We start from the raw sequence: 26,113 nt of genomic DNA, 5'->3' as shown, positions 1-26,113 counted from the left end.
TGAGGGGTGGGTGCTCGAGACAGTGTTGCTAGTGATCACGTCGTGATCACCCGACAGCCAAAGTAGGAAGCCGCGAACCAAGGGCTTACCCCTCCCCAACCCTCCCCTGTCCCACGGGACTAGCTTCGCGTCGCAAGCAGGGGAGGGAGCGAGGCGAAAGACCATCCCAACGTCTGACACTGGAAGAGGCGTAGCTACGAAGCACATCGCGCTCTTCCGACCATTTCTCTTTGGTTACTTTCTCTTTGGGTCAGCAAAGAGAAAGTGACTCGGGCGCCGGCAGGCGTCCGAAATGCCCGCTGCATAAGCGGCCAGGCCGCAGTAACGCATCGATTGTCGCGAACACAAAGCCCCCTCAGCACCACTCCATATCAGATTTCGAGCAGCCTCTCAGGCAGGCAGCAACGGCTTCGTCGACACCGCACCAGGCTCGCTGACACGCTCCTGCAGCGCAGGAAACACCACCGTAATGCCAAAGCCACGGCCATCGATGCCTTCACCGATCTCGATCGTCGCACCATGCGATTCGGCGATGCGCGCGACCAGCGACAGGCCGATGCCGCTGCCGCGCTCGTTGCTGCCGGCAACACGAAAGAAGCGGTCGAAGATGCGTGCATGATCGTCCCGCACCACGCCGGGACCATCGTCCAGCACTTGCAGCCGCACGACCTGCGCGACGCATACGCAGCACACCGCTAGACGCCCACCCGTGCCGGTATAGCGCACGGCGTTATCGATGAGGTTGCCAATCAGGATGCCGAGATCGTCGACGTTACCTTCGATCTGGCACGGCTCGGTATCGAGCGTGATCGACTGGCACTTGGCCGTCGCCGCGGTTTCGAATTCGTGGGTGATCACCGCGACGATGTCGGCCAGTTCGATCGGGCCGCGCTCACTGATGTGGCGTTCCGCATCGAGCCGCGCCGAATCGAGCAACTGCTGCGACAGGCGGGCGCTGCGCTCGACACCGCGCACTAGTTGCTGCAGTGGCGCCTTGGCTTCATCCAGGCTCTTCGAGCGCAGCGCGACTTGCGCGTGAGTCAGCAGGGCGGCGAGCGGCGTGCGCAGTTCATGCGCGGCTTCGGCCAGGAACTGCCGCTCGTTCTGCATGGCGCGATCGAGCCGGCCGAGCAGGCGGTTGAAGGATTCGACCAGCGGGCGCACTTCATCGGGCAGGCCCTGGCTGGGCAGGGGATCGAGATCGCGCGCGTCGCGCACGGTGATCGCTTCCTGCACCTTGGTCACCGGGCGCAGTGACCAGCGGATCACCAGCTTCATTGCGATGCCAAGGATGATCAGCAGCAGCGCGGTCGTGCCCAGGCCGATACGTACCCAGCGGCGCGTTTCGGCAACCAGTTCGGAGGTCGGCTTGGCGACCTGCACCTGCACTTCGTTCTGTACATCGGAGATAGCGTAAACACGCCATTCCTGGCCGTCGATCATGCGTGTCGCGTAGCCATCGACAAAGTCCGGCTTCAATGGCCCGGGACTGGAACCCGGCGAGCGCACGACGTTGTCGCGACGCGTCTTGATCCAGACCTGAAAGCTCAAGGTCCCGTGTTTGAGCGCACGGGGCGGATTGGCTTCGGCCAGATGCAAGTTCGACGCGCCCGACAGCTGGCGTATATCGCTGGGCATCGAAAGCAGGATCTCTCGTCCGATGTCGCCCAGGCTGCGATCCCATACACCGGTGCGCTCGCGCGCGAACTGCATGCCGAGGCAGATCAAGGTGATCGCCCAGGCGATCACGAAGACGCCAAGCAGCACGACAAACAGGCGCGAACGCAGGGAGTGCATCATCGTTCCTCGCCCAGCCGGTAACCGTAGCCATGCACGGTGGCGATCACATCATCGCCGAGCTTGCGGCGCAGCTGATGCACGTAGACCGCGATGGTGTTGCTTTCGATCGAGCCGGAGCCTCCATAGATCAGGTCTTCCAGCAGGTCGCGCGCCACGGCCCGGCCTTGCCGTTCCATCAGCGCGAGCAAGGTGCGGTACTCATGTGTGCCCAGGCGCACATTGACGCCATCGCGCGTCACGGTGCGCCGCGCCGGATCGATGGTGATGCCTTTCCAGTTGAGCACGGGGGTGACACGGCCTTCGCTGCGCCGGATCACCGCGCGCAGCCGGGCCAGCAATTCGTCGATCTGGAATGGCTTGACCAGATAGTCGTCGGCACCGGCATCGAGGCCGCGGATGCGGTCGCCCAATTGATCGCGCGCGGTGATGATCAGCGCCGGCGTGGTGTCGTAGCGCTCGCGCATGGCGCGCAGCACATCGAGGCCGGAACCCTGCGGCAGGCCGAGGTCGAGCAGGGCGGCGGTATAGGCATGGTCGGTCAGCGCAATGCGTGCGGCCGCTGCGTCGCGCGCGCAGTCGACTTGCCAGCCATCCTGCTGCAGCGCCGTGGCGATGGCGTCGGCGAGCATGCGGTCGTCTTCGACTAGCAGGATGTTGGGCAAGGCGACCTCGGTGGACCAATGTGGCTGTGGATGGCGTGCAGCCTACGTTTCGCGCTTTAAAGAATTCTTAAATTCGGCCGGCCAGACTGCCGGATGCCAGGTCATGCCTGTCGTCGCGAAACCCTCCGTGCCCGGCGCATGACCGGGTGCCGCTGGACTTGGCTCCGCTAGCAGAGGCGAAACCATGAGTGCTCCCACCCACAGCAAGTCCCTTCTTGCGCCGGCTTTTTCCGGCCATTCCTCGTCCGTGGCCCCGGCACCGGAGGTGCAGCTGCGGTTCTTTCCGTCTCCCGCCGGGCACCAGCCGCAGGCCATGAGTCTAAGCGTGAATGGCCGCAACCATGTGATTCATGCCGATCCCGAGACCACGCTGCTGCGCGTATTGCGCAAGGATTTGCAACTGACCGGCACCCATTTCGCCTGCACCAACGGCCGTTGCAGCGGCTGCACGGTGCATGTGAACGACCGGCCGACGCGCTCCTGCCGGATTCCCGTACACGTGGTGCTGGGTGCTGAGATCGTCACCATTGAAGGGCTCGCCGCGCGCGAAGGGCTTTCCTCGCGCGAGCTGCATGCGGTGCAACGCGCCTGGATCGACGAAGGTGTGCCAGCGTGCCCCTGCCAGGCCGGCATGATCATGGCTGCCGCCGCTCTGCTGATGGAAAACCCCGACCCGAGCGTGGCCGATATCGAGGCTGCGATCTTCCTCGATTGCCGCTGCGGCGTCCGTCCGCACGTGCTGCGCGCGATCTTTTCGCTGGCGGAGCGCCTGAAGTCCTGGTGATCGATCGCGGGTGATCCGCAACGCGTTCCTTGTCGCACGTAGTTACCGCCGTCAGACCCTTTCCCCCTTGGAGTCGCTTTATGCATCTGGCACGTCGTGGCGCACGCATTTCCTTGTTCACCTGTCTCTCCATCACCAGTGTGGCCGCCTATGCGGACGACACCTCCACGCAAAACCAGTCCCCGAAAAACTGGGCGGACGAGGGTTGGCACGTCGTCGTCGGTGGTGGTGCGGCGGACATCCCCAAATATCCGGGCAGTTCATCACGGCGCAGCGTGGTGGTGCCTGTGGTGAGCGCGACCTATGGCCGTTATTTCCTGGGCGGTGTGCCGGGTTCCGGTTCGCCGGCGGGGCTTGGCTTCTATATGCATCAGGACAGTCACTGGCGCCTGGGCATGTCCTTCGCCTACGACTTCGTGCAGCCGCGCAAGGCTTCCGATGACGCGCGTCTGCGTGGGCTCGGCGACATCAAGCGCACCGCGCACGCCACTGCGTTCGCCAGCTACACCGCTGGCTGGCTTACGGTGCGCGGCAATGTCGCCTCGGATATCGCGGGTAATCACCAGGGCACCACGGCCTCGCTGGATCTTGAAGGCAAATATCGGGTGACCGATAAGCTCACCTTGCAGGCAGGACCCGGCGTGACTTGGGCCAACAGCCAGTACAACCAGACCTTCTTCGGCGTCGACGCGACGCAGAGCCTCCACTCGGGCTATGCCATCTACACACCCAAGTCGGGCATTCAGTCGCTGCGCTTCTCCGTCGGCGCCGACTACCGCATCAGCGACCGCTGGAGCGCTGGCGTGCGCGCCACCGCGGCCCAGCTGCAGGGCGATGCGGCCGACAGCCCCATCGTCGAGAAGAAAATGCAGAACATCTACAGCGTGTACACGTTCTATCGGTTCTGAGCCGTGGGGCGAAGCGGCAGGGTAGCGAGCTTTTTTATACCCTCGCGAATGTCCGCCACGCTCGCGCCGCCGTAGCCAAGAATCAGCCCGCCTCGCACAGGCGGGCTGTGATAGCAGATAGACAGCGGCCGCGCCGATACACCGAGCGCGGCCGCCTGCACCGACACCGCTATGTCGTCGATGCCGGGCGGCAGCAAGGCGGTGACTTGCATGCCTGCTTCCGCGCCGATCACTTCGAGTGTTTCGCGTGCGTATTGGTCGATGGCTTCCTGCAACGCCTTGCGTCGTTCCATGTAGAGCATGCGCATGCCGCGGATATGCCGCGCAAAATGGCCCTCGCGGATAAAGTCCGCCATCACCCGCTGATACAGATTGGAGGAGAAGGTATCGCTGGCATCGCGCACCGCGGCGAACAGCGGCAGTAGATCCTTCGGCACCACCACGTAGCCGATGCGCAGCGAAGGAAACATGACTTTGCTGAGCGTGCCGACGTAGATCACACGGTGATCGGTATCCAGACCCTGCAACGAGGCGAGCGGACGGCCGCCGAAACGGAATTCGCTGTCGTAGTCGTCCTCGATGATCCACGCACCGCTGCGCATCGCCCAGCTCAGCAACTGCATGCGCCGCGCCGCACTCATCGTCACACCCAACGGAAACTGATGCGAAGGCGTGATGTACGCGATGCGCGCATCCGGCGCACGGCGAATACCTTCCGCGACATCCAGCCCTTCCTGATCGACCGGCACCGGCACCTGCAAAGCGCCGACCGCCGTTAGCGCCTGTCGCGCACCGGGATACCCGGGATCCTCCACCCACGCCTGCTCACCGACATCCAGCAACACCTGCGCCGCCAGTTGCAGCCCCTGCTGCGAACCCGTGGTTACCAGAATCTGCGACGCATCGCAGCGCACCGCCCGCACTGCACCGAGGTACTCGGCAATCGCCTCGCGGAACGGCAGATAGCCCATTGGACCGCCATAGACCATCGCTTCCAGCGGCGGCTTGCGCGCATGGCGATTCACCAGCTTCGACCACGTCGCCGCAGGAAAACGATCCAGCGCCGGCAAACCAACGCGAAACGCTCCCTGATTGGCCAGCCAGGTCGGCGCAGGCTGACAAAGCGCCGTTGCACGCTGAGCAACACGACGCGGCGCATCGACCATCGCAGGCTGGGCAGACCGGCGCCGCATAGCAGCGGACGGCTTCAAGGCATCATCCGGAATAGCCTGAGCAACGCGGGTGCCCGCACCCACAAAGGTCTCCAGATAACCCTCGGCACACAACTGCTCGTAAGCACTCAACACCGGAATACGCGACACCTTCAACTCACGCGCCAGCGTACGACTCGAAGGCACCGACTGCCCCGGCCGCAACTTACCCTCGGCAATAGCGCAGCGAAACCAGTCCGACAACTGCCGATACATCGGCGTCGCACTTTCAACATCAAGCGAAATCGGCAACACAAAACCGGCAGAACTGCGGGTCATCGCGGCGGGTCCGAGTGGTTGAGCCGCATCTTAGGGCAGAGCTCGCGAGCAAAGACTGCGGGCCCTCCAATAAAGTCGAATGCTGCGCAAAATGCTGCGACAGGTCAGGTCGAGGGCACAGCGCGATGCTCCGTGCGCTCTCGATCTCCAGGCCCCAGCGCGGCGATGAGTACTGGACAATCAGGCCGGAGAGAGCCATCCCAACGCCTGACACTGGAAAAGGCGCCGCTACAGAGCACACCGCCTGCTCTTCAGGCCATTTCTCTTTGGTTACTTTCTCTTTGGGCCAGCAAAGAGAAAGTGACTCGGACCGCGGCAGCGGTTCGAAAGCCCGCGGCAGGCGAGCCAGGGCACGCAGACGCGACAACCAGGCGATAACGCAACTGGATTCCGGCCTACGCCGGAATGACGAAGTAGGGGGCACCTTCATCAGCCGACCAGCATGGGCCACAGCCCCCACCCACCTCCCTGCGGAAGCGTATGGACCCCCAACCCCATTAGAATCCCTACCCTGTTCGCATCATCAGGGATTCTTCGTGATCATCCACCCCAAGGTTCGTGGCTTCATCTGCATTACTGCGCACCCGCTCGGCTGCGAGAAAAACGTCGCCGACCAGATCGCCGTCACCCAAGCCGCCGGCGTTTCCTCCACCGGACCCAAGCGCGTGCTGGTGATTGGTGCATCCACCGGCTACGGCCTGGCCTCGCGCATCACCGCGGCCTTCGGTTACGGCGCAGCGACCCTGGGCGTGTTCTTCGAAAAACCCTCCAGCGAAGCCAAACCCGGCACCGCCGGTTGGTACAACTCCGCCGCGTTCGACAAGCTGGCCAAGCAGGCCGGCCTGTACAGCCGCTCGATCAACGGCGACGCCTTTTCCAACGAAACCCGCGCCCGCGCGATCGAGATGATCAAACAGGACATGGGCGGCCCGATTGACCTGGTCGTTTATTCGCTGGCCTCGCCGGTGCGCAAGCTGCCGGACACCGGCGAAGTGGTGCGTTCCGCGCTCAAGACCATCGGCGAAACCTTCACCGCCTCCTCGGTCGACACCAACCGCGACATGGTGGTGCAGGCCACGGTGGAGCCGGCGACCGAGCAGGAGATCAAGGACACCGTCATCGTGATGGGTGGCGAAGACTGGGCGCTGTGGATCGACGCGCTGAGCAAGGCCGGCGTGCTCGCCGAGCATGCCAAGACCGTCGCCTATAGCTATGTCGGCACCGAGATCACCTGGCCGATCTACTGGCACGGGACGCTGGGCCAGGCCAAGCAGCATCTCGACAACACCGCCACGCAGCTGCGCGTGCGCCATCCCGGTCTCGAAGCCTACGTCGGCGTGATGAAGTCGGTGGTGACCCAGGCCAGTGCCGCGATTCCGGTGATCCCGCTCTACGTCTCCATGGTGTTCCGCATCATGAAGGAGAAGGGCGTCCACGAAGGCACCATCGAACAGATCAACCGCCTGTTCCACAGCGCCCTCTACCGCGAAGACGGCAAGGCCCCGCAGACCGACGGCGAAGGCCGCCTGCGCCTGGACGACTGGGAGCTGCGCGAAGACGTGCAGCAGGGCTGCAAGGCGCTGTGGCCGACGGTGACCACCGAGAACCTGCGCGAGCTGACCGACTACGCCGGCTACAAGCATGAGTTCCTGCGCCTGTTCGGCTTCGACCGCCAGGACGTGAACTACGAGGCGGAGGTCAATCCGGACGTCCATTTCGACGTGGTCGAACCCTGAGACTGCGGGCGCATAGTCGCCTGTAGCGATGGCTGAAACTCAAGCCCGGGACCGCAAGGTCTCGGGCTTTTTCGTGCTGTGCATGGAGGAAAGAGGTTTAGGCAATTCAGCCGAGCCTTGATGAATGGGCCGGGCCGCTACACGATTTAGATGTCTAAATCGTTATGGATGTCAGCGCTGTTTCGAGACCGCGAACCCATCCATCATTCAACAAGCAGACCCTGACTCGTGGCCCTGGCATTCCTGGGGCCGACGGTGTTGTACTGCGCGCTTGGGTTTGCCAAGAGCAGACTTGTTGAAAGCGTTGGCTAGATGGTCCGCGCTCAGGGGGCTCCATTCGTGGGCCAGGTGATTGCCGTTCACCGACGTAAGGCTCTCATTTGTGATTTCTATCAAGGGCAGGTCGCTGGCCTCGCATTTGCACTCATCCGGCAGTGAGGATCGTCTGCGGGCGGCGGACGTCCGCCGATACCGGCGCTGGTGCTCCTTGCTGTTTATGGGATGGCTGTCGCTGTGCGGACTGATCGCGCCGATGCCAGGGCAGGCGGCCCAGCTTCCGCTCACGGTGTATGACCAGGGCAGTGGTCTCACCAGTCTGTCGGTCGTGCGCATCTATCAGGATCGCGAAGGTTTCGTCTGGGCCGGTACGGAGAAGGGGCTGTATCGGTTCGATGGCGTGGCCTTCAGTCAGGTTGGTGCGGAGCAGGGCTTCCAGGTGTCCGAGGTGATCAGTTTCGCCGAGGATGCGAACGGACGCCTGTGGGTGGGTTCGCGCGCGGGTCTGCAGCGGCGCGAGAACGAACGCTTTGGCTGGGTGCGCCCGGATGACAAACCCTTGCTGGCCGATCGCGGGCAGACGCTGGCCGCGGACGAAGGCGGCGGCATGTGGCTGGTGAGTGGCAACCGCCTGTTGTTGCTCACTTCGAATGCGTCGGGTCATTGGCAGGCCAGGTCGCCTTTCAGCAGCGAACAGTTGCAAGCCTTCCCCGGACTCAGCCAGGTCAGCGCGGTGTTCCATCGCCACGGCTCCACCTGGTTTGGTTGCGGTACTGAACTATGTCGCCTGCGTGGTGGACAGTTGCGTCGCTACGGTCCGGACGCGGGTATCCCGGCGGACAAGTGGCTGGGCCTTCTAGGCGCCAGCGACGGCAGCCTGTGGGCGCGCGGCATCCACGCCGTGCGGATGCGCGTGGACGGTACGGACGCCTTCGTCGCGCGCGACATGCCAGGCAACAGTGCGGACGTGGCGGCCTCCAGTATCGATATCGCGCAGGACCGCCAAGGTCGCGTACTGACGCGCAGTTCGACCGGCCTCGCGCGCTGGAACGGTCAACGCTGGGAGCTGTTCGGTACCGACGATGGCCTGCCGAAAGTGGGCGTGTCGTCGTTGATCGCCGATCAGGACGGCACGATCTGGATCGGCACCTACGGCCGCGGCCTGCTGCATTGGAGCGGCCGCGATGCCGTCGAGAACTGGACGGAAGCGCAGGGCTTGAACGGTTCATTGATATGGTCGATCACGCGCGCAAGCTCGGGCTCGGTGTGGGTGGCCGACGACTGGGGCGGCAGCGTGATCGCGCCGTCCCGGGATCGCGCGCAATCCTGGCCACTGACCGTTGCGCTGCCGCACCAGACGCGCACCGTGCTGGCCGCGGCGGACGGCTCGGTGTGGTACTTCCTGTTCGACGGCCGTGTGTTGCGCTACGAACCCGCGAGCGGCCTCACCCGCGTGATGGCGACGCTGCCTTTCCTGGTCCGGGGTGCGTTTCAGGATAGCCATGGACAGTTCTGGGCTTACACGCTGGGCGGTTTGTATCAGGTGGACGCGCAGAGTGGCCGGATAGAACGCGCCGCGCCGGGTCTGATTCCCACCGCGATGTGTTCGGATCTGGCGGAGGACACCGCCGGCCGCCTGTGGCTGGCCTGTAGCACGGGCCTGTTTCGCTATGCCGCCGGGCGATGGAGCCAGGTGCACGTTCTGCCCCAGGAAAGCCTTGGTGGATTCGAGAACGTGGAAGCCACCGCCGACGGAAGGCTGTGGTTGAGTTCGCTGCAACCGGGTTTGCTGGTCGGCAACGTAAGCGATGCGGACAGCGTAAATCTCACGCCCGTCGCCGATCCGCTGTTGGCGGATTCGCGCGTCTACTTCCTGCGCTCCGATCGCCGCGGACGTCTGTGGGTGGGTGGCAACAACGGCGTGGACGTACTGGATGGGCAACGCTGGACACGCCTGACCACGCGCGACGGTTTGCTGTGGGACGAAACCAACCACGGCGCATTTTTTGCGGACGACGACGGGTCGGTGTGGATCGGCACGCCGGTCGGTCTCTCGCATTTGCTCAAGCCGGAGGAATTGCTGGCGCCGCGCCAGATCCATCCCTGGCTTGTTTCGGCGCAGTACGACGGACACGAACTCATCGGCCAGAACGCGCCGGTGGATTTCGACCTGGCCGGCGCGCTGGTGCTTCGCTTCGCTGTGCTCGGCAACAGTTCGGGCAGCCCGGTGCGCTTTCGTTATCGCTTGTCGGATATCGACAGTCATTGGGTGGAAGCGTCGACGCGGGAGCTGCGTTACGCCTCGCTGCCGCCCGGAAGCTATCGTTTTGAATTGCAGACCATCGACGAGAATCAGCGCCGCCAGTCCGCGCCGATCAGTCTGTCCTTCACCCTGAAGCCACCGTGGTGGCGCAGCGGAGCCGCTTATGCGGCCGCCGCAGCGCTGCTGCTGGCCGCGATCGTGATGGCCTGGCGCTGGCGGGTGCGCCTGCTGGTGAAGCATGCCCAGCGGCTGGAGCAGGCGGTGGCGGTACGCACCGGGCAGCTGCAGAACGCCATGCGTGCGCGCAGCATGTTGCTGGCGCGCATCAGCCACGATCTGCGTTCGCCGCTCGCCGGGATCATCGATGGCGTGCGGCAATGGCGCGCGGGCGATCGGCAGCGCGACTATCCGGGTCTTATCGAAAGCAGCGCGCACCAGCAATTGGACCTGATCGATGAGCTACTGGAATTCTCCAGAGACGAACTCGCCGAACTGGAACTGGTCGACGCGCCCGGCTATCTGCATGCCTTTTTGCAGGGTCTGGTCGAACATGCCGCCTTGCTCGCTGAAAAACGCGGCAACCGGTTCGAATACCGTCACGCCGACGATTTACCCGCACTGGTCAAGCTGGATTTCCGGCGACTGCGCCAGGTGTTGATGAACCTGATTGGCAATGCCGCCAAGTTCACCGACGACGGCTACATCCTGTTCGCGGTGACAGCGACACCGGCGGCGCACGGAAAGGTATCGCTTCATTTCATGATCGAAGACAGCGGCATCGGCATCGAGCCGTCCGAACAGGAACGCCTGTCGCTGCCGTTCGCGCGCGGCAGCAATGCCGCGCAATACAACGGCTACGGTCTGGGGCTGGCCATCGTCACTCAGATCCTGGAACGCATGGATAGCCGCCTGAATATCGAAGCCGCTCTCAGCGGCGGCAGCCGCTTCGGTTTCGTGCTGGAAGTGTCGCTGGCCGAGGAGGACGAGCTGGAGCCGGAGCTGTTTGAAGAGGAGGGCGCCGCTGGCGAGATCAGCGGTGCGGGTCAAACCATCCTGGTGGTTGACGACCATGCGCAGAGTCGCGAGATGCTGTGCGACCTGCTCGATGGTTTTGGTTTCGAGAGTATGTCCGCCGCTGATGGCGAACAGGCGCTCGCTTTGTTGCGCGAGCACGCCGTCGGCCTGATCGTGACCGACCAGGCGATGCCTGGTATGGATGGCTGGGAGCTGTTGCTGGCGGTACGGCGCGATCATCCTCGGCTGCCGGTGATGCTCTATTCGGCACTGCCGCCACGGCGCCCGCCAGGCTTCGAAGCGCTGGAATTCAACGATGCGTTGCTCAAGCCAGCCAGCGGAAAGCAGTTGCTGGTCCGCATCGGCCGTCTGTTGGTGCAGGCAACGGAGCTGAGTACCTGACAGGCTCGTTCGGCCATGCCAACGAGCCGTCTATCCGTCTATCCCTTGTCCACCACCACGCCAGGCAACCGGGTCAGCAGCAGCTGGTCCCGGATGCTGCGGATGACGCTGCGTGTGGTTGGGGTGAGAGCCAGCCCGGAGAGGCTGAGCAGATGCAAGCGCATCGGCTCGGGCTCGTAGGGCTGGAATACTTGTTGCAGCCGTTGTGCGTCGAGATCGTCGGCGCAGGCATGCAAGGGGAGCTGGGCGACACCGGCGCCTTCGCGGGCCGCGACAAGCAAGGTCGATAAGTGGCCGGTGCTTAGCGGGTTCGCGGGTTTGCGTACGCGCGCGCCGCGGAACGTCCAGTGACGCCGTCCGTCCGGACCGAGATACCCCAGGCAATGCCGCTCTTCGAGCTGATCGGGATGGGCAGGGGAGCCCAGCTTCCGGAACAGCTGCGGGCTGGCTACCGTAACCAGGCGCACGTGGCACAGCCGGTGTGCCACGACATCGCTGCGATCCGGCAGCTTGTCGTCCATGCACAGCGCCAGGTCGACGCGTTGTGCCAAGAGCGCCTCGACACCGCCATTCATGCTTAACGAGAGGTGCAGGTGCTCATGTTGGCCGGCCGCGGCGATCAGCGCCTGCGACAGCAAGTGACCCATCAGGTCGGGGGTGTCGACGCGTATCTGGCCACCCAGGTTGCCGCCCGCATCCTGCACGACACGGATAGCCTCCTCGGCGGCCTCGCACATGATCAAGGCATGGCGATAAACCTCATTGCCGAGCGGCGTCACCGCAAAGTGACGCGCGTTGCGCAGCAGCAGTTGCGCCCCCAGGCGTTGTTCGAGGCCAACGATGCGCCGGCTCAGCAGCGAGCGGGTCATGCCAGTCTGGCGGGCGGCCGCAGCAAACCCGCCCGCTTCGATCACGCGGGTGAGCAGATAGAGGTCGCTGAGGTTGTCAGTCAGATCCATAGCGAAGGCAGGGCTTAGGCGTGCCGATATCGGCAAGACAAGAGATGCGCGGAGCATAGGCCGGCCGGGAAGGCATGACTTTTGTCCGGGCGGATAGCTGTTTTGCTGGAGCGGACGGCGATCGAAAGCAGGGTTACAATCGGGCGCTTGCAATGCCGGAGTGGCCGCAAGTTGTACGCAGCGGCGATAGCCGCGACAGGGGGAACGATGCCTGCGAAAGAATCACCGCATGTCCTGGTGATAGATGACTCGCCGGAAGAGCTTCGCGCATTGCAGAACGTGCTGCGCGGGCATGGCTATCGCGTGACACTGGCCACTGACGGGCGTCAGGGTTTTCAACGCGCGCTGGCCCTGCAGCCGGACCTGATCCTGCTGGATGTGCGCATGCCGGCGCTGGATGGCTTCGCCACCTGCCGCCTGTTGAAGGAAGCGCCGCGCACGCAGGACATTCCTGTGATTTTCCTCAGTTCGGCCGGTGCGCTGGAAGAGCGCCTGGAAGGTCTCGGCCATGGCGGTGTCGACTACGTGCTCAAGCCATGCCATCCCGATGAAGTGTTGGCCCGCGTGCGCATCCATCTGCAACTGAGGCCGCGTCCGGCGGAGCCGGCGGCTGATGAGCCGGAAGCGTTTCTGTCCCAGGACGAGATCATGTTGCGGGCGGCGGTGCGCCTGATCAGCGAGCAATTGGCGTCTTTGCCGTCGCTGGAAGATATTGCCCGCAAGGTGGGCACGCATGACAAGCGGCTTTCGGCGGTTTTTCGGCAACACATGGGTACTACTGTGTTCGCCTGGATCCGCGAGGAGCGGTTGCGGAAGGGCCGCATGTTGTTGATGGAGACCTCGCTGAGTCTGCAGGACGTTGCGGAGAGCGTGGGCTTTCGCAGCGCCTGCAATTTCATTACGGCGTTCCGGGAGCGGATGGGTGTTACGCCTAATCAGTTTCGCAAGGCGTCTAGAGCTGATGCGCTGGAGACGGTGGGCTAGCGGAGTGCGCTCCTCTCCCTACGTGCAGGGAGGCAATTGTGTTGAGAGTTTGGGTCTTGAGCCATTCCCTCCTGCTTCGTCATTCCGGCGCAGGCCGGAGGCGCTTCACAACAGCGAAGCTGGTCATCCAGTGCCTTATCGCTCGGTTTTAGCGTCTGCGTGCGCTGGCTCGCCTGCCGCGGGCTTCCGAACCGCTGCCGCGGCTCGGGTCACTTTCTCTTTGCTGGCCCACGCACCCGCAGGAGCGGGTGCGAACAGCGCAGCTGGCCCGAAGGGCGGAGGGCATGGATGCCCGGAGTAAAGAGAAAGTAACCAAAGAGAAATGGCCTGAAGAGCAGGCGGTGTGCTCTGTAGCTGCGCCTTTTCCAGTGTCAGGCGTCGGGTGTGTTCTCTTCGGGGTTTTTCGTCCAGCCCACTACGCTCGATTTTCTCCTCCCCCTGCTCGCAGGGGGAGGCTGGGAGGGGGTAAGCCCTTGAGAAAACCTTACCCGAAACGCTTTCTCAAGTACTCACCCCTTCCCAACCCTCCCCTGCGAGCAGGGGAGGGAGCGGGTCGCTGACACTCCACGCCAAGCAGATGGTGTGATGCGTTTCTCCAGTTTTGACATCCGCAATGGCGCACATGACAGCCGCCTCAGCAAAACTGCTGCGTGGTTGCACTGACGCGGCCCGGCACTGTGAAAACCGCATCCTTTCTTCTTTCCACACCTGCTTTCCGTCACACCAAAGTTTTGCCGCAGCGATGCAGCGTCCTATTTTCTGACACGCAAATTCCTGTGGCGGCGGCTTCTGTATCGCCTGAGTCACACCTACCATCCTGCCCGCCAACGACACCTCATCGGCATCGATGGGAAATGCTGACATTGGTGTGGCCTTCTACGTGATGAATCGCGAGAAGGACATGCCAAAGGGGGACGGGTGTCGTTGGCATGGCTGGTCACACTGAGGCAGTGGTAGCAGGCGCAAGGATCGTCGCCGCCACGTTCTCGCCCATCTCAAGCCTACAGAAGGGTGCATCCGTCCTGCTTTCGGGCAGCGATGGCGCAGGCGTTTTTGTCGCGTACACGCGCCTCCCTGGGAACAGGGAGGCGGGTACGGCTGCGCCCCTTTTCAGGCGATTGCACATCGCCACCGAACGGGGTCGGCCTTGTTGCAACGAGGCGGCCTCCACCGGTTGTGCCTGCGGGACGCCGGTGTCACGCGTGTGAGAGCTAGGGATATGTCTGTACTACTGGATCGTTGTCGCGGGTATTTCGGAAGCGGCGCAGGGCGAACCCACAGAAAGGTGTTCGCGCTGCTGGCCCTGTTGCTGCTGGGGCTGGTCAAGCCCGCAGTGGCGGTGGCCAATGAGTGCCGTATGGCTGACCCAAATTCCAAGGGCCAGCATGTCGACGAAATCTGCTGGCTGCAGCTCGATGGTGTGACCTTGAACGCGGACGGCTCGACGCCGCTAACGTTCTCGCTGCCGGATGGCTCGAGCATGACGTTCACCGCCCAGGTGAGCAATGTGGGCAACAGCGCCGGCCTCAAGGGTGTGCAAGCGCCGAGTTGGAGCGGTTCGCAGTTCAGCGGCAGCACCGGCTACTACACCATCTACAAGCCGAATACCGCCGCGCTGTACACCAACAACGGTTCGGACAACCACACCACGGTCACGCTGAAGGACATCCATCTGTTCGGCCCCAACGGGGTCGAGAGCACTAATCCATTTGAGATGGTGGTAGCCGACGGCGAGAGCACCAACAGCAATGAGCTGCTCGATTTCGGCGTGGTTTCCGGCGGCAGCAAATTCAACCTGGTGGAATGGCTTGGCGCCTCGTCAGGCAACAACCTTGTCTTTGGCGCGCCGGGCAGCGCCGGCGTTCCTGCGGCGCCGACCTCAGGCTGTGCCGGCATGGTCGATTGCGTTCGCCTGGTAGGCAAGAGCGGCACGGCGAATGCCGGCGTGTTTTCCACCACGCGCACGGGCAGTCCGTTTTCCGTGATGGGGCAGGTGCACACCAATGGCACCAGTCTGCAGGGCTTTGCCTTTGGCGTGCGCTGGGGCGGTGTCCGTCTGCGCAAGGCGTTGCCCGCGGGGCGCATGGATAGCAGCGACCAGTTCACCTATCGCGTGATCAACGTGAAAGGCCAGGAGATCATCAATACCTCCACCAGCGGAGCTGTCGCGGGCAATTACCCGTACATCAGCGGCCAGGCGACGATGCCGGGCAACGTGCTCACGCTCAAGGAGGAGATGGCTACCGGCAGCAAGTCCAGCCTTCAGCAATACGACAGCACGATCACCTGCACCAACGGCAATGTGGGTTCCGCCACGGTATTGCCCAACGGCGCATTCAATCCCGCCAGCCTGCCAACGGTCGACCTGCAACAGCTGGGCGACCGCGTGGACTGCACGTTGACCAACGTGCCGCGCATCGTGGATCTGAAAATGGTGAAGTCCGGCCCCGCGACCGTGCAGGCCGGCCAGCCGCTGAGCTACACGCTGGCGATCAGCAACAACGGCACGCACACGGCGACCGGCGCGGTGTTTACCGACACGATGCCGGTCGGCGTCACGGGCGTTACCGCCGGTGGAGTCACTTGTGGCAGCGCCGCCAATGGCGCGGTATGCGGCGCGCTTGGCGTGAGCGTCACCGGCAGCGACAGCGCCGGCTATACGCTGACTGGCGCGGTGCAGAGCCTGCCGGCCAACAGCAGCGTCGTGATCACGATCAACGCGGTGGCGCCGGTCAACATCGCAGGCACCATCACCAATACCGCGACGGTGAAGCTCGCCACCTCCGACACCACCGTTGGCGAGCCCACCGCCAATACGGCGGACAACACATCGACCGCGCAGACCACCGTGCAGGGCACGCCCGCGCTCCAGGTGAACAAGACCGCCACGCTCAACGACGGCAATGCCAACGGCAAGGCCGATGTGGGCGAGAGCATTGCCTACGCCATTACCGCGACCAACAGCGGCAACATCGCACTGAGCGGATTGACGGTGTCTGATCCCATGGCGGGAAGCACGCCGCTGAGCTGCACGCCGACCACACTCGATCCGGGCAAGAGCGCCAATTGCGGCAGCTTTACCTACACCGTGACCCAGGCCGATGTCGACGCCGGTGTCGCCATCCACAACACCGCAACCGTAAGCGGCACGCCGCCCAGCGGCTCGCCGATCACCGCAACGGGAACCACCGATACACCGATCGGCGATGTCGCGATCGTCGCTAAAAACGACAGCTATAACGTCCCCAACGGCGCCGCCGGCGGCAGCACCGGCAACGTGGTGGCGAACGATCAGCTGGGCACCGTGACCGGCCCCGCTATCGGTACGGGCAAGGGCAACGTCACGTTGACTTGGGGCGCCGTCAGCACGGTGCCGGCGAGCGGTGGTTTCACCCTCAATGGCGACGGCACGATCACGGTGAAGCCCGGCACACCGGCTGGCACCTACAAAATTCCCTATACCTTGTGCGATGCCGTCCATCCGACGAACTGCGCCACGACCGAAGCCACCGTCACCGTGGGTGCGGCGGCGATCGCGGCGACGCCCGATGCTTACACCGGCATCGACGGCGGCACGGGCCACGCCAACGTCGGCAATGTGCTGGACAACGACACGCTCAATGGCGTGAAGACCACCCCATCCACCGTCAACGTGACGGTCACCACGCCAGCCAGCAACCCGAACGTCACGCTCGATCCGGCCACCGGCGAAGTATCGGTTGCCGCGGGCACGCCAGCCGGTACGTACACCATCGGCTATCAGATTTGCGAAAAGCTCAACCCGGCCAATTGCGCCACAACCACCGCCAGCGTGACGGTGGTCGCCGGCAAGATCGCCGCGACCAACGACAGCTATACCGGCATCAACAGCAGCGTCGGTAATACGCAGGTCGGCAACGTACTGGACAACGACACGCTCAACGGTGTGAAGCCGACGCCGTCGACGGTCACCGTCTCCGTCACTGCGCCTGCGAGCAACCCGAATGTGAAGCTCGATCCGGCCACCGGCGAAGTGTCGGTGGCGCCGGGCACACCGGCGGGTACGTACACCATCGGCTACCAGATCTGCGAAAAGCTCAACCCGTCCAACTGCGCCACGGCCACCGCCACGGCCACCGTCGTCGCCGGACCGATTACCGCAGGCAGCGACAGTTACACCGGCGTGTACGGTGCCGGTAATCCGCTCGTCGGCAATGCGTTGGATAACGACACGGTCAATGGTGTGAAGGCCACGCCGTCCACGGTCACCGTGACGGTCACCACGCCGGCCAGCAATCCGAACGTGAAACTCGACCCTGCTACCGGCGACGTATCGGTGGCACCCGGCACGCCAGCCGGCACTTACACCATTCAGTATCAGATCTGCGAAAAGCTCAATCCGACCAACTGCGCCACGGCTCCGATCAGCGTGACGGTGGCCGCCGGCAAGATCGTCGCGACCAATGACAGCTACACCGGCATCGATGGCGGCGCGGGCAATACGCAAGTCGGCAACGTGCTGGACAACGACACGCTCAACGGCGTGAAGACCACGCCGTCCACCGTCAACGTGACGGTCACTACGCCTGCCAGCAATCCGAACGTGAAGCTCGACCCGGCGACGGGTGAGCTGTCCGTAGCACCGGGTACGCCGGCCGGCACGTACACCGTCGGCTACCAGATCTGCGAAAAGCTCAACCCGACCAACTGCGCCATGGCGATGGCCAGCGTCACGGTGATCGCCGGCAAGATCGTTGCGAGCAACGACAGCTATACCGGCATCGATGGCGGCGCCGGCAACACGCAAGTCGGCAACGTGCTGGACAACGACACGCTCAATGGCGTGAAGACCACACCGTCCAGCGTCAATGTGACGGTCACCACACCGGCCAGCAACACCAACGTGAAGCTCGATCCGACCACCGGCGAAGTGTCGGTGGCACCAGGCACGCCGGCCGGCACGTACACCGTCGGCTACCAGATCTGCGAAAAGCTCAACCCGACCAACTGCGCCACGGCCACGGCCAGCGTGACGGTGACTGCCGGCAAGATTGTCGCCAGCAACGACAACTACAGCGGCATCGATGGCGGCGCTGGCAACACGCATGCCGGCAACGTGCTGGACAACGACACGCTCAATGGCGTGAAGACCACGCCATCCACCGTCAACCTGACGGTGACCTCGCCGGCCAGCAGCACGCATGTGACGCTCGACCCGACCACCGGCGAGGTATCGGTGGCGCCGGGCACGCCGGCTGGCACCTACACCATCGGCTACCAGATCTGCGAAAAGCTCAACCCGACCAATTGCGCCACGGCGACCGTCACCGTCACGGTGGTGTCGCTGCCGCTTCAGGCCGTGGACGACGATTACCGCCAGGTGCCGGTGAACGGCGCTACCGGCGGAACGCCGGGCAAGGTGCTCGGCAACGACATGCAGGGCGGGGTGGTCATCACCGACCCGAGCCGGGTCAGCATCACGCCGGTCAACAAGGGCGGCATCAACGGTGTGACGATCGCTCCCGACGGCAGCATCATCGTGCCGGCAGGAACGAGTCGCGGCACTTACACACTGACGTATCGCATCTGCGACACGCTGGCGCCCAGCAATTGCAGCACAGCATCGATCACGCTGGTGGTCAGCGACGACGCCTTGCTGCACGTCACCAAACAGGTCACACCGTTGACGGCCAAGGTCGGCGATGTGGTGCGCTACACGGTGACCATCCAGAACCCGGGCCAGGCAGACGTCCATAACGCCGTGCTGGCCGATACGCCGCCGGTCGGTTTCAACCTGGTGGCGAGTTCCCTGAGCGTGAGCGCGGCCAATGGCGGCCACTTGGCCGGCAGCAGCCCGATCCGTGTTGAAGGCATCGATGTCGCCGCCGGCAAGAGCGCCACCGTGGTTTACATGATGCGTGTCGGTCCGGGCGCATCGGCACGCGGCGAATACATCAATACCGCGCAGATGCTGTTGAACGGCATCCGCACCAGCAATGTGGCGCAGGTTAGCGTGCGGCGCGATGCCGATCCGTTGTTTGAAGACAGCCGCGTGTTCGGCACCGTGTTCGACGACCGCAACGGCGATGGCTGGCAGGCCAGCGCCACCGCTCATGATCTGCACGTGCAGGGCGGTTTTGCGCCGGCTGCTTACGTGGCCGGCTCCACCACGGTGGACCGTGGGCAGGGGCCGCAACCCGAAGCCGACGCCAGTGCGCCGCTGTTGCACGGCATCGCGCTGGGCGAATTGCGTGGCCGGAATAGCGTGGCGCAGCCGGAAGACACACAGCGCATCGTGATCTCGCAGCGCCTGCGTCGTGCCGACTTCACTGGCGATCTCGTACTGACCAGTGCGGGTGGTACCTCGGTGCGCATGCGTGCCGACGGAAGCAGCGAGACGGTGCTGGCGGGCGATGCCGCCAAGGGGCAGTCCGCCGAAGCGCTGAAGGTGGAACGCCACGTATCGCCGGAAGCGGATGGTGGTCTGCGTGTCGATTACGTGGTCATCAACCGCGGCATCGACGAGCGGGGCATTCCCGGCGTACGCATCGGCACGGTTGAAGGCAATGTCATTGAGACCGACGCCTTCGGCCGCTTCCATCTCGAAGGCATCGACGTGCCAAACATGGCGCGCGGCCACAACTTCATCATGAAGGTCGACCCCGCGACCTTGCCGCCCGGCAGCACCTTCACCACGCCCAGTCCGCAGGTGAAGCGCATCACGCAAGGCGTGCCGGCGCGTTTCGACTTCGGCGTGCAGCTGCCGGTGGCGGTGATACCGGTAGAGCAACCCGTTCCGCCACGCGCGGACGCGGAGGGTGCCGCCACCCATGGCGATGCAAAGAAGGAGGTGCAGCCATGAACGCGCGCCGCTCCCTCGCTCCGACCAAGGCAATCAGCATCATGCGAATCAGGACACTGGACGCCGCCATCCTCGGCGTTCTGATGATGGGCATCGGAATGCCCGCTTACGCACAGTCAACGTCGTCGGCTACATCCGTGACGACAGCGACTCGGTCGCCAAACACCGCGACGCCAGCCAGGTACAGCGTCGACCTGCCCAACGGCGGCCTGATCTGGGCTACTGAAGATCCGACCCTGACCACGCCCTTGCTCAACGTGCAAGGCAGCGCTGTCGCGGCGTTCGAGCACGGCCAGGTCACCGAGCCCGTGCACTTCCAGATCTACAGCAACTACGACGCCTTCATCCGCAAGATGCAGGTGACCATCTATCGCGGCGACGACACCGATCTGGTCACGCCGCTGGCGGTGGTCGACGTAACGCCGGGCGCCGTGGTGCAGGCCACGTGGGATGGCAAGCTGCCGGCAGGCATTGTGCTGCAGCCGGGCCAGCAGCTCAGTTATGTGCTGCGCGCGTGGGGCGAGGACGGCAGCGTCGACGAAACCTATCCGCGCAGCTTGCAGCTGGTGCGGCCGGTGGATCGTCAGCGTTCACTGGATCAGCTCCACCAGGGCGCCACCAGCGAGTTGCGCGCGTTGAGCGCCAGCGAGCTGGAGGATCGCGAACTGCTCGACAGCACCTTCGGCAACAATGCGCTGCGCCAGCAGAACATCACCATCCGCGGCTCGCGGGTGCGCGTGTTCGGCCAGAACGTGCCGGAGCAGTACACCGTCACCATCGCCGGCCAGAGCGTGCCGGTCGACCAGCAACGCAAGTTTGTCGCCGAGTATCTGCTGCCGACGGGATCGCACACGCTCAACGTCGGCCTGCGCGGCGCGGCGGGCAAACAGGTCGACTACCCGCTGGCCGTCAATGTGCGGGCGAACTATCTGTTCGCCATCGCCATCGCGGATATCACCGCCTCGAAGAGTTCGGTGAGCGGTAATGGTGCATCCGCGCTGACAACGGATTCGCGTTACCGCGAAGGTTTCCTCGATGAAGGGCGTCTGGCCTTCTATCTGAAAGGCAAGCTGGAGGGGCGCTACCTGTTGACCGCCCAGGCCGACACAACGGAGCGCACCACCGGCAGCCTGTTCAACGGCTTCTTCAAGGCTGACCCGAAGGATGTGTTCCGCCGCCTCGACCCGAACATGTATTACCCGGTCTACGGCGACGACTCGACGACCTATCGGGATATCGATACCCAGGGCAAGCTCTACGCCCGGCTCGACTGGGACAAGAGCCAGGCCTTGTGGGGCAACTACCAGACCGGCTTCACCGGCACCCAATACGCGCAATACGTACGCAGCCTTTACGGTGCAGCGCTGGATTGGCGCAGCCGCACCAGCACGCCGCTGGGCGATCCCAACACGCTGCTGAAGGCATTTGGTTCGGAAGCACAGACGGTGCTGGGCCATACCGAGTTTCTCGGCACCGGCGGCAGTCTGTATTACCTGCGCCACACCGACATCCTGCCGGGTTCGGATCAGGTGGTGCTGGAGATTCGCGACCCGACGACGGGCAGCGTGGTGTCGCGCGTCAACCTGGTGCGCGGCATCGACTACGACATCAACGAGATGCAGGGCCGCCTTCTGCTCACTCGCCCACTGGCGCAGATCGCCCAGGGCAATACCAGCACGCTGTTCCGCGACCGTCCGCAAGGCGGCTATGAAAACCATCTGCTGGCCGATTACGAGTACGTGCCCAGCGGCTTCGACAGCAACAACGTGACCGCCGGCGTGCGCGCCAAACATTGGTTCGGTGAGCATGTAGCGGTGGGCGGCACTTATGTCGATGAAGGACGCGCCAGCGACGACTACACGCTCAAGGGTGCGGACGTCACCTTGCAGGCGGGACGCGGCACCTACCTGAAGGTGGAGCGCTCGCACAGCGATGCGGCAGTAGCGCCGATCTTCTATTCGGATAACGGTGGCCTGAGCTTCATCCGCACCAACCCCGTGACGCAGGGCGCCCGCAGCGGCAATGCGACGGCGGTCGATGCGCGCGCGAACTTCCGTGAGCTGGGCTGGACCACCAGGGATTGGACCGTCGGTGCGTGGTGGCGCGATGTCGATGCCGGCTATTCGGTGGCACGCGCGGACCAGGGTCTCGCCATCCATGAATACGGCGCGGAGTTCTCCGGGCAACTGCGCGACGACCTGAAGTTGTCGGGTCGCTACAGCTACGCGGAACAAGGCCACGACGCGCTGGAGCAGGGGCAGGCGCAGCTGGACTGGCAGATCGCCGAGAAGTCCAACCTGATCGCCGAGATCCGCCGCGTTACAGAGCAGTATCAGCTACACACCGGCACCGGCACGCTGGGCGCTTTGGGCTATACGCAGCGCATCGGCAGCTCGCTGGATGTCTACACCACCGGGCAGCTCACGTTGGCCGATGACGGTGGCGCGTATCCGAAGAACAATGCCGCCACCGTCGGCGCCAAGTACCAGTTCGGCGACCTGTCCAGTGCGGGTGCGGAAGTCACCAAGGGTTCGCGTGGCGATGCGGCGCAGGTCAACGGCGAATACCGGCTCAGCCAGGATCACTCGCTGTACGGCGCCTACACCTACTCGGTCGATTCCACCGCCTTGTACAACGACTCCCGTCTGTTGTCGCAAACGCCGGACGGCTTGACCCTGGGCCAGCGCTGGCGCGTGTCCAACCGGGCGAATGTCTACAACGAAAGCCAATGGCTGAAGTCGGGCCCCGACACCGGCATTGGCCACACCTTCGGTATGGACTTCTATCCGAGCATGGGCTGGACGCTGGGTTTCACCCTGCAGGACGGCAAGCTCAATGCGGCCAGCGGGGCAGGCAGCGTCAATCGGCATGCCGCCAGCATCAATGGCGGACTGACCAATGCGTCGACGAGTTGGTCGAGCAAGCTGGAGTATCGCCGCGACAGCGGTGCGGAACAGCGCGACCAATGGGTCACCACCCATCGGCTCAGCTACAAGATCAACGATTCCTGGCAGATCGCCGGACGTATCAATTGGTCCAGGACGCGCGACCAGGTCGATCCGAGCAACAACGCGCGCTTCAACGAAACCAATGTCGGTTTCGCATGGCGTCCGTGGAACAGCGTGCGCTGGACGGTGCTGGGCAAATACACCTACCTCTACGACCTGTCTTCGCCGGGTCAGACCGAGTCCAACAGCTACTACGACCAGCGTTCCAGCGTGTTCTCGCTGGAGGGCGTGTATCGGCTGGATACGCAGTGGGAGTTCGCGGCGAAGCTGGCGACCCGTGAAGGCGAGGCCCGTGCTGGACGTGGCAGCGGCGACTGGTACGACAACCGAGCCACCATGATCGCCGGCCAGGCACGCCGCTACGTGATGGGCGGGCTGAGCCTGATGGGCGAATACCGCGTGCTGCGCGCTTCGCAAGGCGGTACCCGCAAGGGCTGGCTGGCCAGTGTCGACTACGACGTCAGCAAGCATTTCCGCATGGGCATTGGCTACAACTTCACCGAGTTCAATGACGACATGACCAAGCTTGGCTACCGCTACAAGGGCGTGTTTCTCAATGCGGTGGGGTACTACTGAGGTCCTGATTAGCGTCGAATCTCAGCTAAGCGCGCTTTTCTCCTCCCCCTGCTCCCGACGCGAAGCTAGTCCCGTGGGACAGGGGGAAGTCGGGAGGGGGTGAGCTCTTGTGAAAACCTCTCCTGGATCAGAGCATCCCTGATGGGCGCCCGAGCAAAATCGCAGCGCAATAGCCATGCTCGGCGCCAATCAGAAAAGCTTTGGCACGTCGGCACTACGTCCTATTTTTCTGCGTGCAATGTCCTGCGTGGCCACCTTTTTCACCGCCTGGGCCACATCTACCATCCAGGAGCGCCGACGATAGTCGTCGATGATTTGTGCTCCCCGGTTGACCCATCTTTCCAGATCAGCGCGTGGTGCGCGGATTGCGCGAAGCCAATGACGACGTAATTCCTTGAGTTGCTCAAGGCGGGCGAGCTTGCGCCAAGCTTTAGGAGGTGGCCAGGAACTGAATAATGGATCGAGTGAAATGTGCGTCGCTTCACGTTATTCCCGATCTCTGCCACTAACGCATTTTTTCTTTCGATGCCATTCTTTCGCCGCGATAAAACGATTTCATCGAGGCACGGATACGTCACTCAGCAAGGAGTGCATGGTGGCATCGCAGCCTTGAAACACAGAGGTATGGCGCAACCCCGGGCGAAGCAAACAGGGCCGGCTTCCATCGTCCCGTTCGTTCGCTGAGTCCCAACCTGAAAAGAGGGTCGGCACAGGGGGCAGTAGAGGCAGGGCACATGTTGGATGAGGTTTTAAACGTTCATGCCTGGGCATGAGCGCAAGACGGTTTTGTCCTGCGCTTGAGTCTCGCGGTATGCGCGGCGGGTTGTTGCGTCAAAAAATTGACGGCAGCCGACGACATGCCAAGAGGAAGAAATGAGAGTGCTTTACGGCCTTTCAAATTTCATAACTTTGAATGGTTGATATCGCAATTCATGCGGCACGCAATCGTCTGGTTTTGCCCATGGTGTTGACGTAATGAGCATGTCGAGATCCATAGGTTTTCATTTGCGCGACATCGCAAGTGTGAGCAATGCGTCGAATAAGAGGACACAGGGGATGGCGGTTTCAGTCGCCTTAGCAGATCGCAAATTTCCTTTGCCGGGCATCCATGTCCTGGGCAGGGTGTTTGATCTGTGCAAGCTGGAAGCCGTTTCCCTGCAAGAAGGCGGCATGAGCGGCATGGTGGGCAGCCATCAGCACGGCGATGCCACGTTATGCAGCTTCGTGGTCGACTTCGCCTTTCACGGGCGCTTTGTGCTTCCTGCGGGGCGCCAGTTGATCTGTCACTTTCATCGGGTGGCGCCAGGGAGTTGGTGCGCAGGCATGCCGCTGCATGCCGACACGGTGCTGATCGTGTTGCCGGAAAGCCCTTGCGAGCTGATGCTTGGCCCAGGGTCCAGCGTCAGCATGGTGATCGCGCCATTGCAGGCGGGCGCGTTGCGGGCTATCGAGAAAAACCGCGACTCGTATGGCCCTGCCGGAAAGCAGTTCTCGCTGTTCCGGCCCGAGGGTCATGCCGGCACGTTATGGAGCGCGCGTTATGGGGCGATGTTCGAGAGCCTCGCGGGCGATCCGGGGCGCGAGGCGGCCGGATTGGTGGGAAACGGTTTCGCGGACATGCTGACCGATGAAGGCAACCTGCATGACTTGTTCGCGCATGTCGTGCCGCATGTGAGGCATGCCAGCGCCCGCCGGCCGCATTACTCCACCTTTCGCAAGACGGGGTATTTCATGCGAACCCAGTTGCAGCGCGACATCTATGTCGAGGAAGTGGCAAAAGCCGCACAGGTGAGCGATCGCACGTTGCGCCATGTGTTCGATGATTTTCTCGGCGTGTCGCCAACACGCTACCTTTCGTTGCTCCGGTTGCACGAAGCAAGTCGCCAGCTCTCCATACGCAACATGGGCAAACTCTCCATCAAGTCGGTGGCGATGAGCTGCGGCTTGTGGGATCTGTCGCGGTTCGCGGCCAGTTACCGTCGAGCGTTCGACGAACTCCCCAGCGATACGCTGATGCGCGCCAGCGGTTGCGCCGCATAAACCTTTCATTCTTTCTTCACCTTCATGCTTTCGCGCCACCTGCTTTTCCGATTTTGCGCAGAGTTTGCCGGAGACGCTTGGTCTGCTTTCCGAATTTGTGCGTCGCTTGCTGCATATGATCGCTTCAATGGAAGCGTGGAGCTGTAGGACAAAAGCTTTTATGGCTTTGTTCCAGGACGACATTGCAGGGGCGGTTAATCATGTTCATCTGTCTTCCATCGCAAGGGCTGACATCCGGCTCTCCGCAGCAAGGACTTTCGCGCGAATGCACAAGAGCGTACGTGCCGCCGCGAAGATGTAGTTAGTGACATCCCCCGGCTGATGCGGCGATTCCCCGCGTACGCACTTTCAGCCATCGATCCCTTTGAGA

General features: G+C 63.3%; 12 protein-coding genes. 8 read left to right on the top strand and 4 right to left on the bottom strand.

Annotated elements, in window-relative coordinates; translation table 11 throughout:
- Nucleotides 1-390 precede the first annotated feature (390 nt).
- Together BM338_RS21215 and BM338_RS21210 are read right to left on the bottom strand one after the other, a co-directional pair.
- The gene (locus tag BM338_RS21215; protein WP_177229438.1) at nucleotides 391-1,797 is read right to left on the bottom strand and encodes an ATP-binding protein; all 1,407 of its coding nucleotides are present in this window, start codon (nucleotides 1,795-1,797) and stop codon (nucleotides 391-393) included.
- Nucleotides 1,797-2,462: a response regulator transcription factor gene (locus BM338_RS21210; protein WP_090454733.1), complete on the bottom strand. Its 666-nt coding sequence runs from the start codon at nucleotides 2,460-2,462 to the stop codon at nucleotides 1,797-1,799. The genes BM338_RS21215 and BM338_RS21210 overlap by 1 nt, the downstream gene beginning before the upstream one ends.
- Nucleotides 2,463-2,646: 184 nt before the next feature.
- Here BM338_RS21210 and BM338_RS21205 point away from each other — a divergent pair, with 184 nt between their 5' ends.
- Together BM338_RS21205 and BM338_RS21200 are read left to right on the top strand one after the other, a co-directional pair.
- Nucleotides 2,647-3,246 carry a (2Fe-2S)-binding protein gene (locus tag BM338_RS21205; protein WP_218156411.1) on the top strand — a complete coding sequence of 200 codons (600 nt, stop codon included), beginning with the start codon at nucleotides 2,647-2,649 and terminating at the stop codon, nucleotides 3,244-3,246.
- 80 nt (nucleotides 3,247-3,326) lie between these two features.
- On the top strand, nucleotides 3,327-4,154 hold the full coding sequence (locus BM338_RS21200; RefSeq protein ID WP_090454731.1) for a MipA/OmpV family protein: 828 nt from the start codon (nucleotides 3,327-3,329) through the stop codon (nucleotides 4,152-4,154).
- Here BM338_RS21200 and BM338_RS21195 read toward each other — a convergent pair.
- A complete protein-coding gene (locus BM338_RS21195; RefSeq protein WP_090454728.1) occupies nucleotides 4,142-5,644 on the bottom strand; it encodes a MocR-like pyridoxine biosynthesis transcription factor PdxR in 1,503 nt (500 codons plus the stop codon). The two genes, BM338_RS21200 and BM338_RS21195, sit on opposite strands and share 13 nt — an antisense overlap.
- 536 nt (nucleotides 5,645-6,180) lie before the next feature.
- Here BM338_RS21195 and fabV point away from each other — a divergent pair.
- Both fabV and BM338_RS21185 read left to right on the top strand, forming a co-directional pair.
- A complete protein-coding gene (fabV, locus tag BM338_RS21190) occupies nucleotides 6,181-7,380 on the top strand; it encodes an enoyl-ACP reductase FabV (RefSeq protein WP_090454726.1) in 1,200 nt (399 codons plus the stop codon).
- Nucleotides 7,381-7,762: 382 nt separating this feature from the next.
- On the top strand, nucleotides 7,763-11,335 hold the full coding sequence (locus BM338_RS21185) for a two-component regulator propeller domain-containing protein (protein WP_218156410.1): 3,573 nt from the start codon (nucleotides 7,763-7,765) through the stop codon (nucleotides 11,333-11,335).
- A gap of 38 nt (nucleotides 11,336-11,373) precedes the next feature.
- On the opposite strand, the gene BM338_RS21180 is transcribed toward BM338_RS21185, so the two are convergent.
- The gene (locus BM338_RS21180; RefSeq protein ID WP_177229437.1) at nucleotides 11,374-12,294 is read right to left on the bottom strand and encodes a LysR family transcriptional regulator; all 921 of its coding nucleotides are present in this window, start codon (nucleotides 12,292-12,294) and stop codon (nucleotides 11,374-11,376) included.
- 207 nt (nucleotides 12,295-12,501) lie between these two features.
- Between BM338_RS21180 and BM338_RS21175 the strand changes: the two genes are divergently transcribed.
- From BM338_RS21175 to BM338_RS21160, 4 genes are all read left to right on the top strand, one after another.
- Nucleotides 12,502-13,278, top strand: a complete 777-nt coding sequence (locus tag BM338_RS21175) for a response regulator transcription factor (protein WP_090454718.1) — start codon at nucleotides 12,502-12,504, stop codon at nucleotides 13,276-13,278.
- Nucleotides 13,279-14,563: 1,285 nt separating this feature from the next.
- On the top strand, nucleotides 14,564-20,119 hold the full coding sequence (locus BM338_RS21170) for a DUF11 domain-containing protein (protein WP_177229436.1): 5,556 nt from the start codon (nucleotides 14,564-14,566) through the stop codon (nucleotides 20,117-20,119).
- On the top strand, nucleotides 20,116-23,703 hold the full coding sequence (locus tag BM338_RS21165; RefSeq protein ID WP_090454712.1) for a hypothetical protein: 3,588 nt from the start codon (nucleotides 20,116-20,118) through the stop codon (nucleotides 23,701-23,703). The genes BM338_RS21170 and BM338_RS21165 overlap by 4 nt, the downstream gene beginning before the upstream one ends.
- A gap of 1,056 nt (nucleotides 23,704-24,759) precedes the next feature.
- Nucleotides 24,760-25,743, top strand: a complete 984-nt coding sequence (locus tag BM338_RS21160; protein WP_177229435.1) for a helix-turn-helix transcriptional regulator — start codon at nucleotides 24,760-24,762, stop codon at nucleotides 25,741-25,743.
- The last annotated feature ends 370 nt before the right edge of the window (nucleotides 25,744-26,113 follow it).

The sequence above is a fragment of the Dyella sp. OK004 genome (genome assembly GCF_900114495.1).
GTDB lineage: Bacteria > Pseudomonadota > Gammaproteobacteria > Xanthomonadales > Rhodanobacteraceae > Dyella_D.
This window is presented reverse-complemented; position numbering and strand designations above follow the sequence as displayed.

Coding starts and splice junctions, on each gene's coding strand:
- BM338_RS21180 (WP_177229437.1), bottom strand. CDS start 12,294: ATGGATCTGACTGACAACCTCAGCGACCTCTATCTGCTCACCCGCGTG.
- BM338_RS21195 (WP_090454728.1), bottom strand. CDS start 5,644: ATGACCCGCAGTTCTGCCGGTTTTGTGTTGCCGATTTCGCTTGATGTT.
- BM338_RS21205 (WP_218156411.1), top strand. CDS start 2,647: ATGAGTGCTCCCACCCACAGCAAGTCCCTTCTTGCGCCGGCTTTTTCC.
- BM338_RS21175 (WP_090454718.1), top strand. CDS start 12,502: ATGCCTGCGAAAGAATCACCGCATGTCCTGGTGATAGATGACTCGCCG.
- BM338_RS21165 (WP_090454712.1), top strand. CDS start 20,116: ATGAACGCGCGCCGCTCCCTCGCTCCGACCAAGGCAATCAGCATCATG.
- BM338_RS21160 (WP_177229435.1), top strand. CDS start 24,760: ATGGCGGTTTCAGTCGCCTTAGCAGATCGCAAATTTCCTTTGCCGGGC.
- BM338_RS21215 (WP_177229438.1), bottom strand. CDS start 1,797: ATGCACTCCCTGCGTTCGCGCCTGTTTGTCGTGCTGCTTGGCGTCTTC.
- BM338_RS21200 (WP_090454731.1), top strand. CDS start 3,327: ATGCATCTGGCACGTCGTGGCGCACGCATTTCCTTGTTCACCTGTCTC.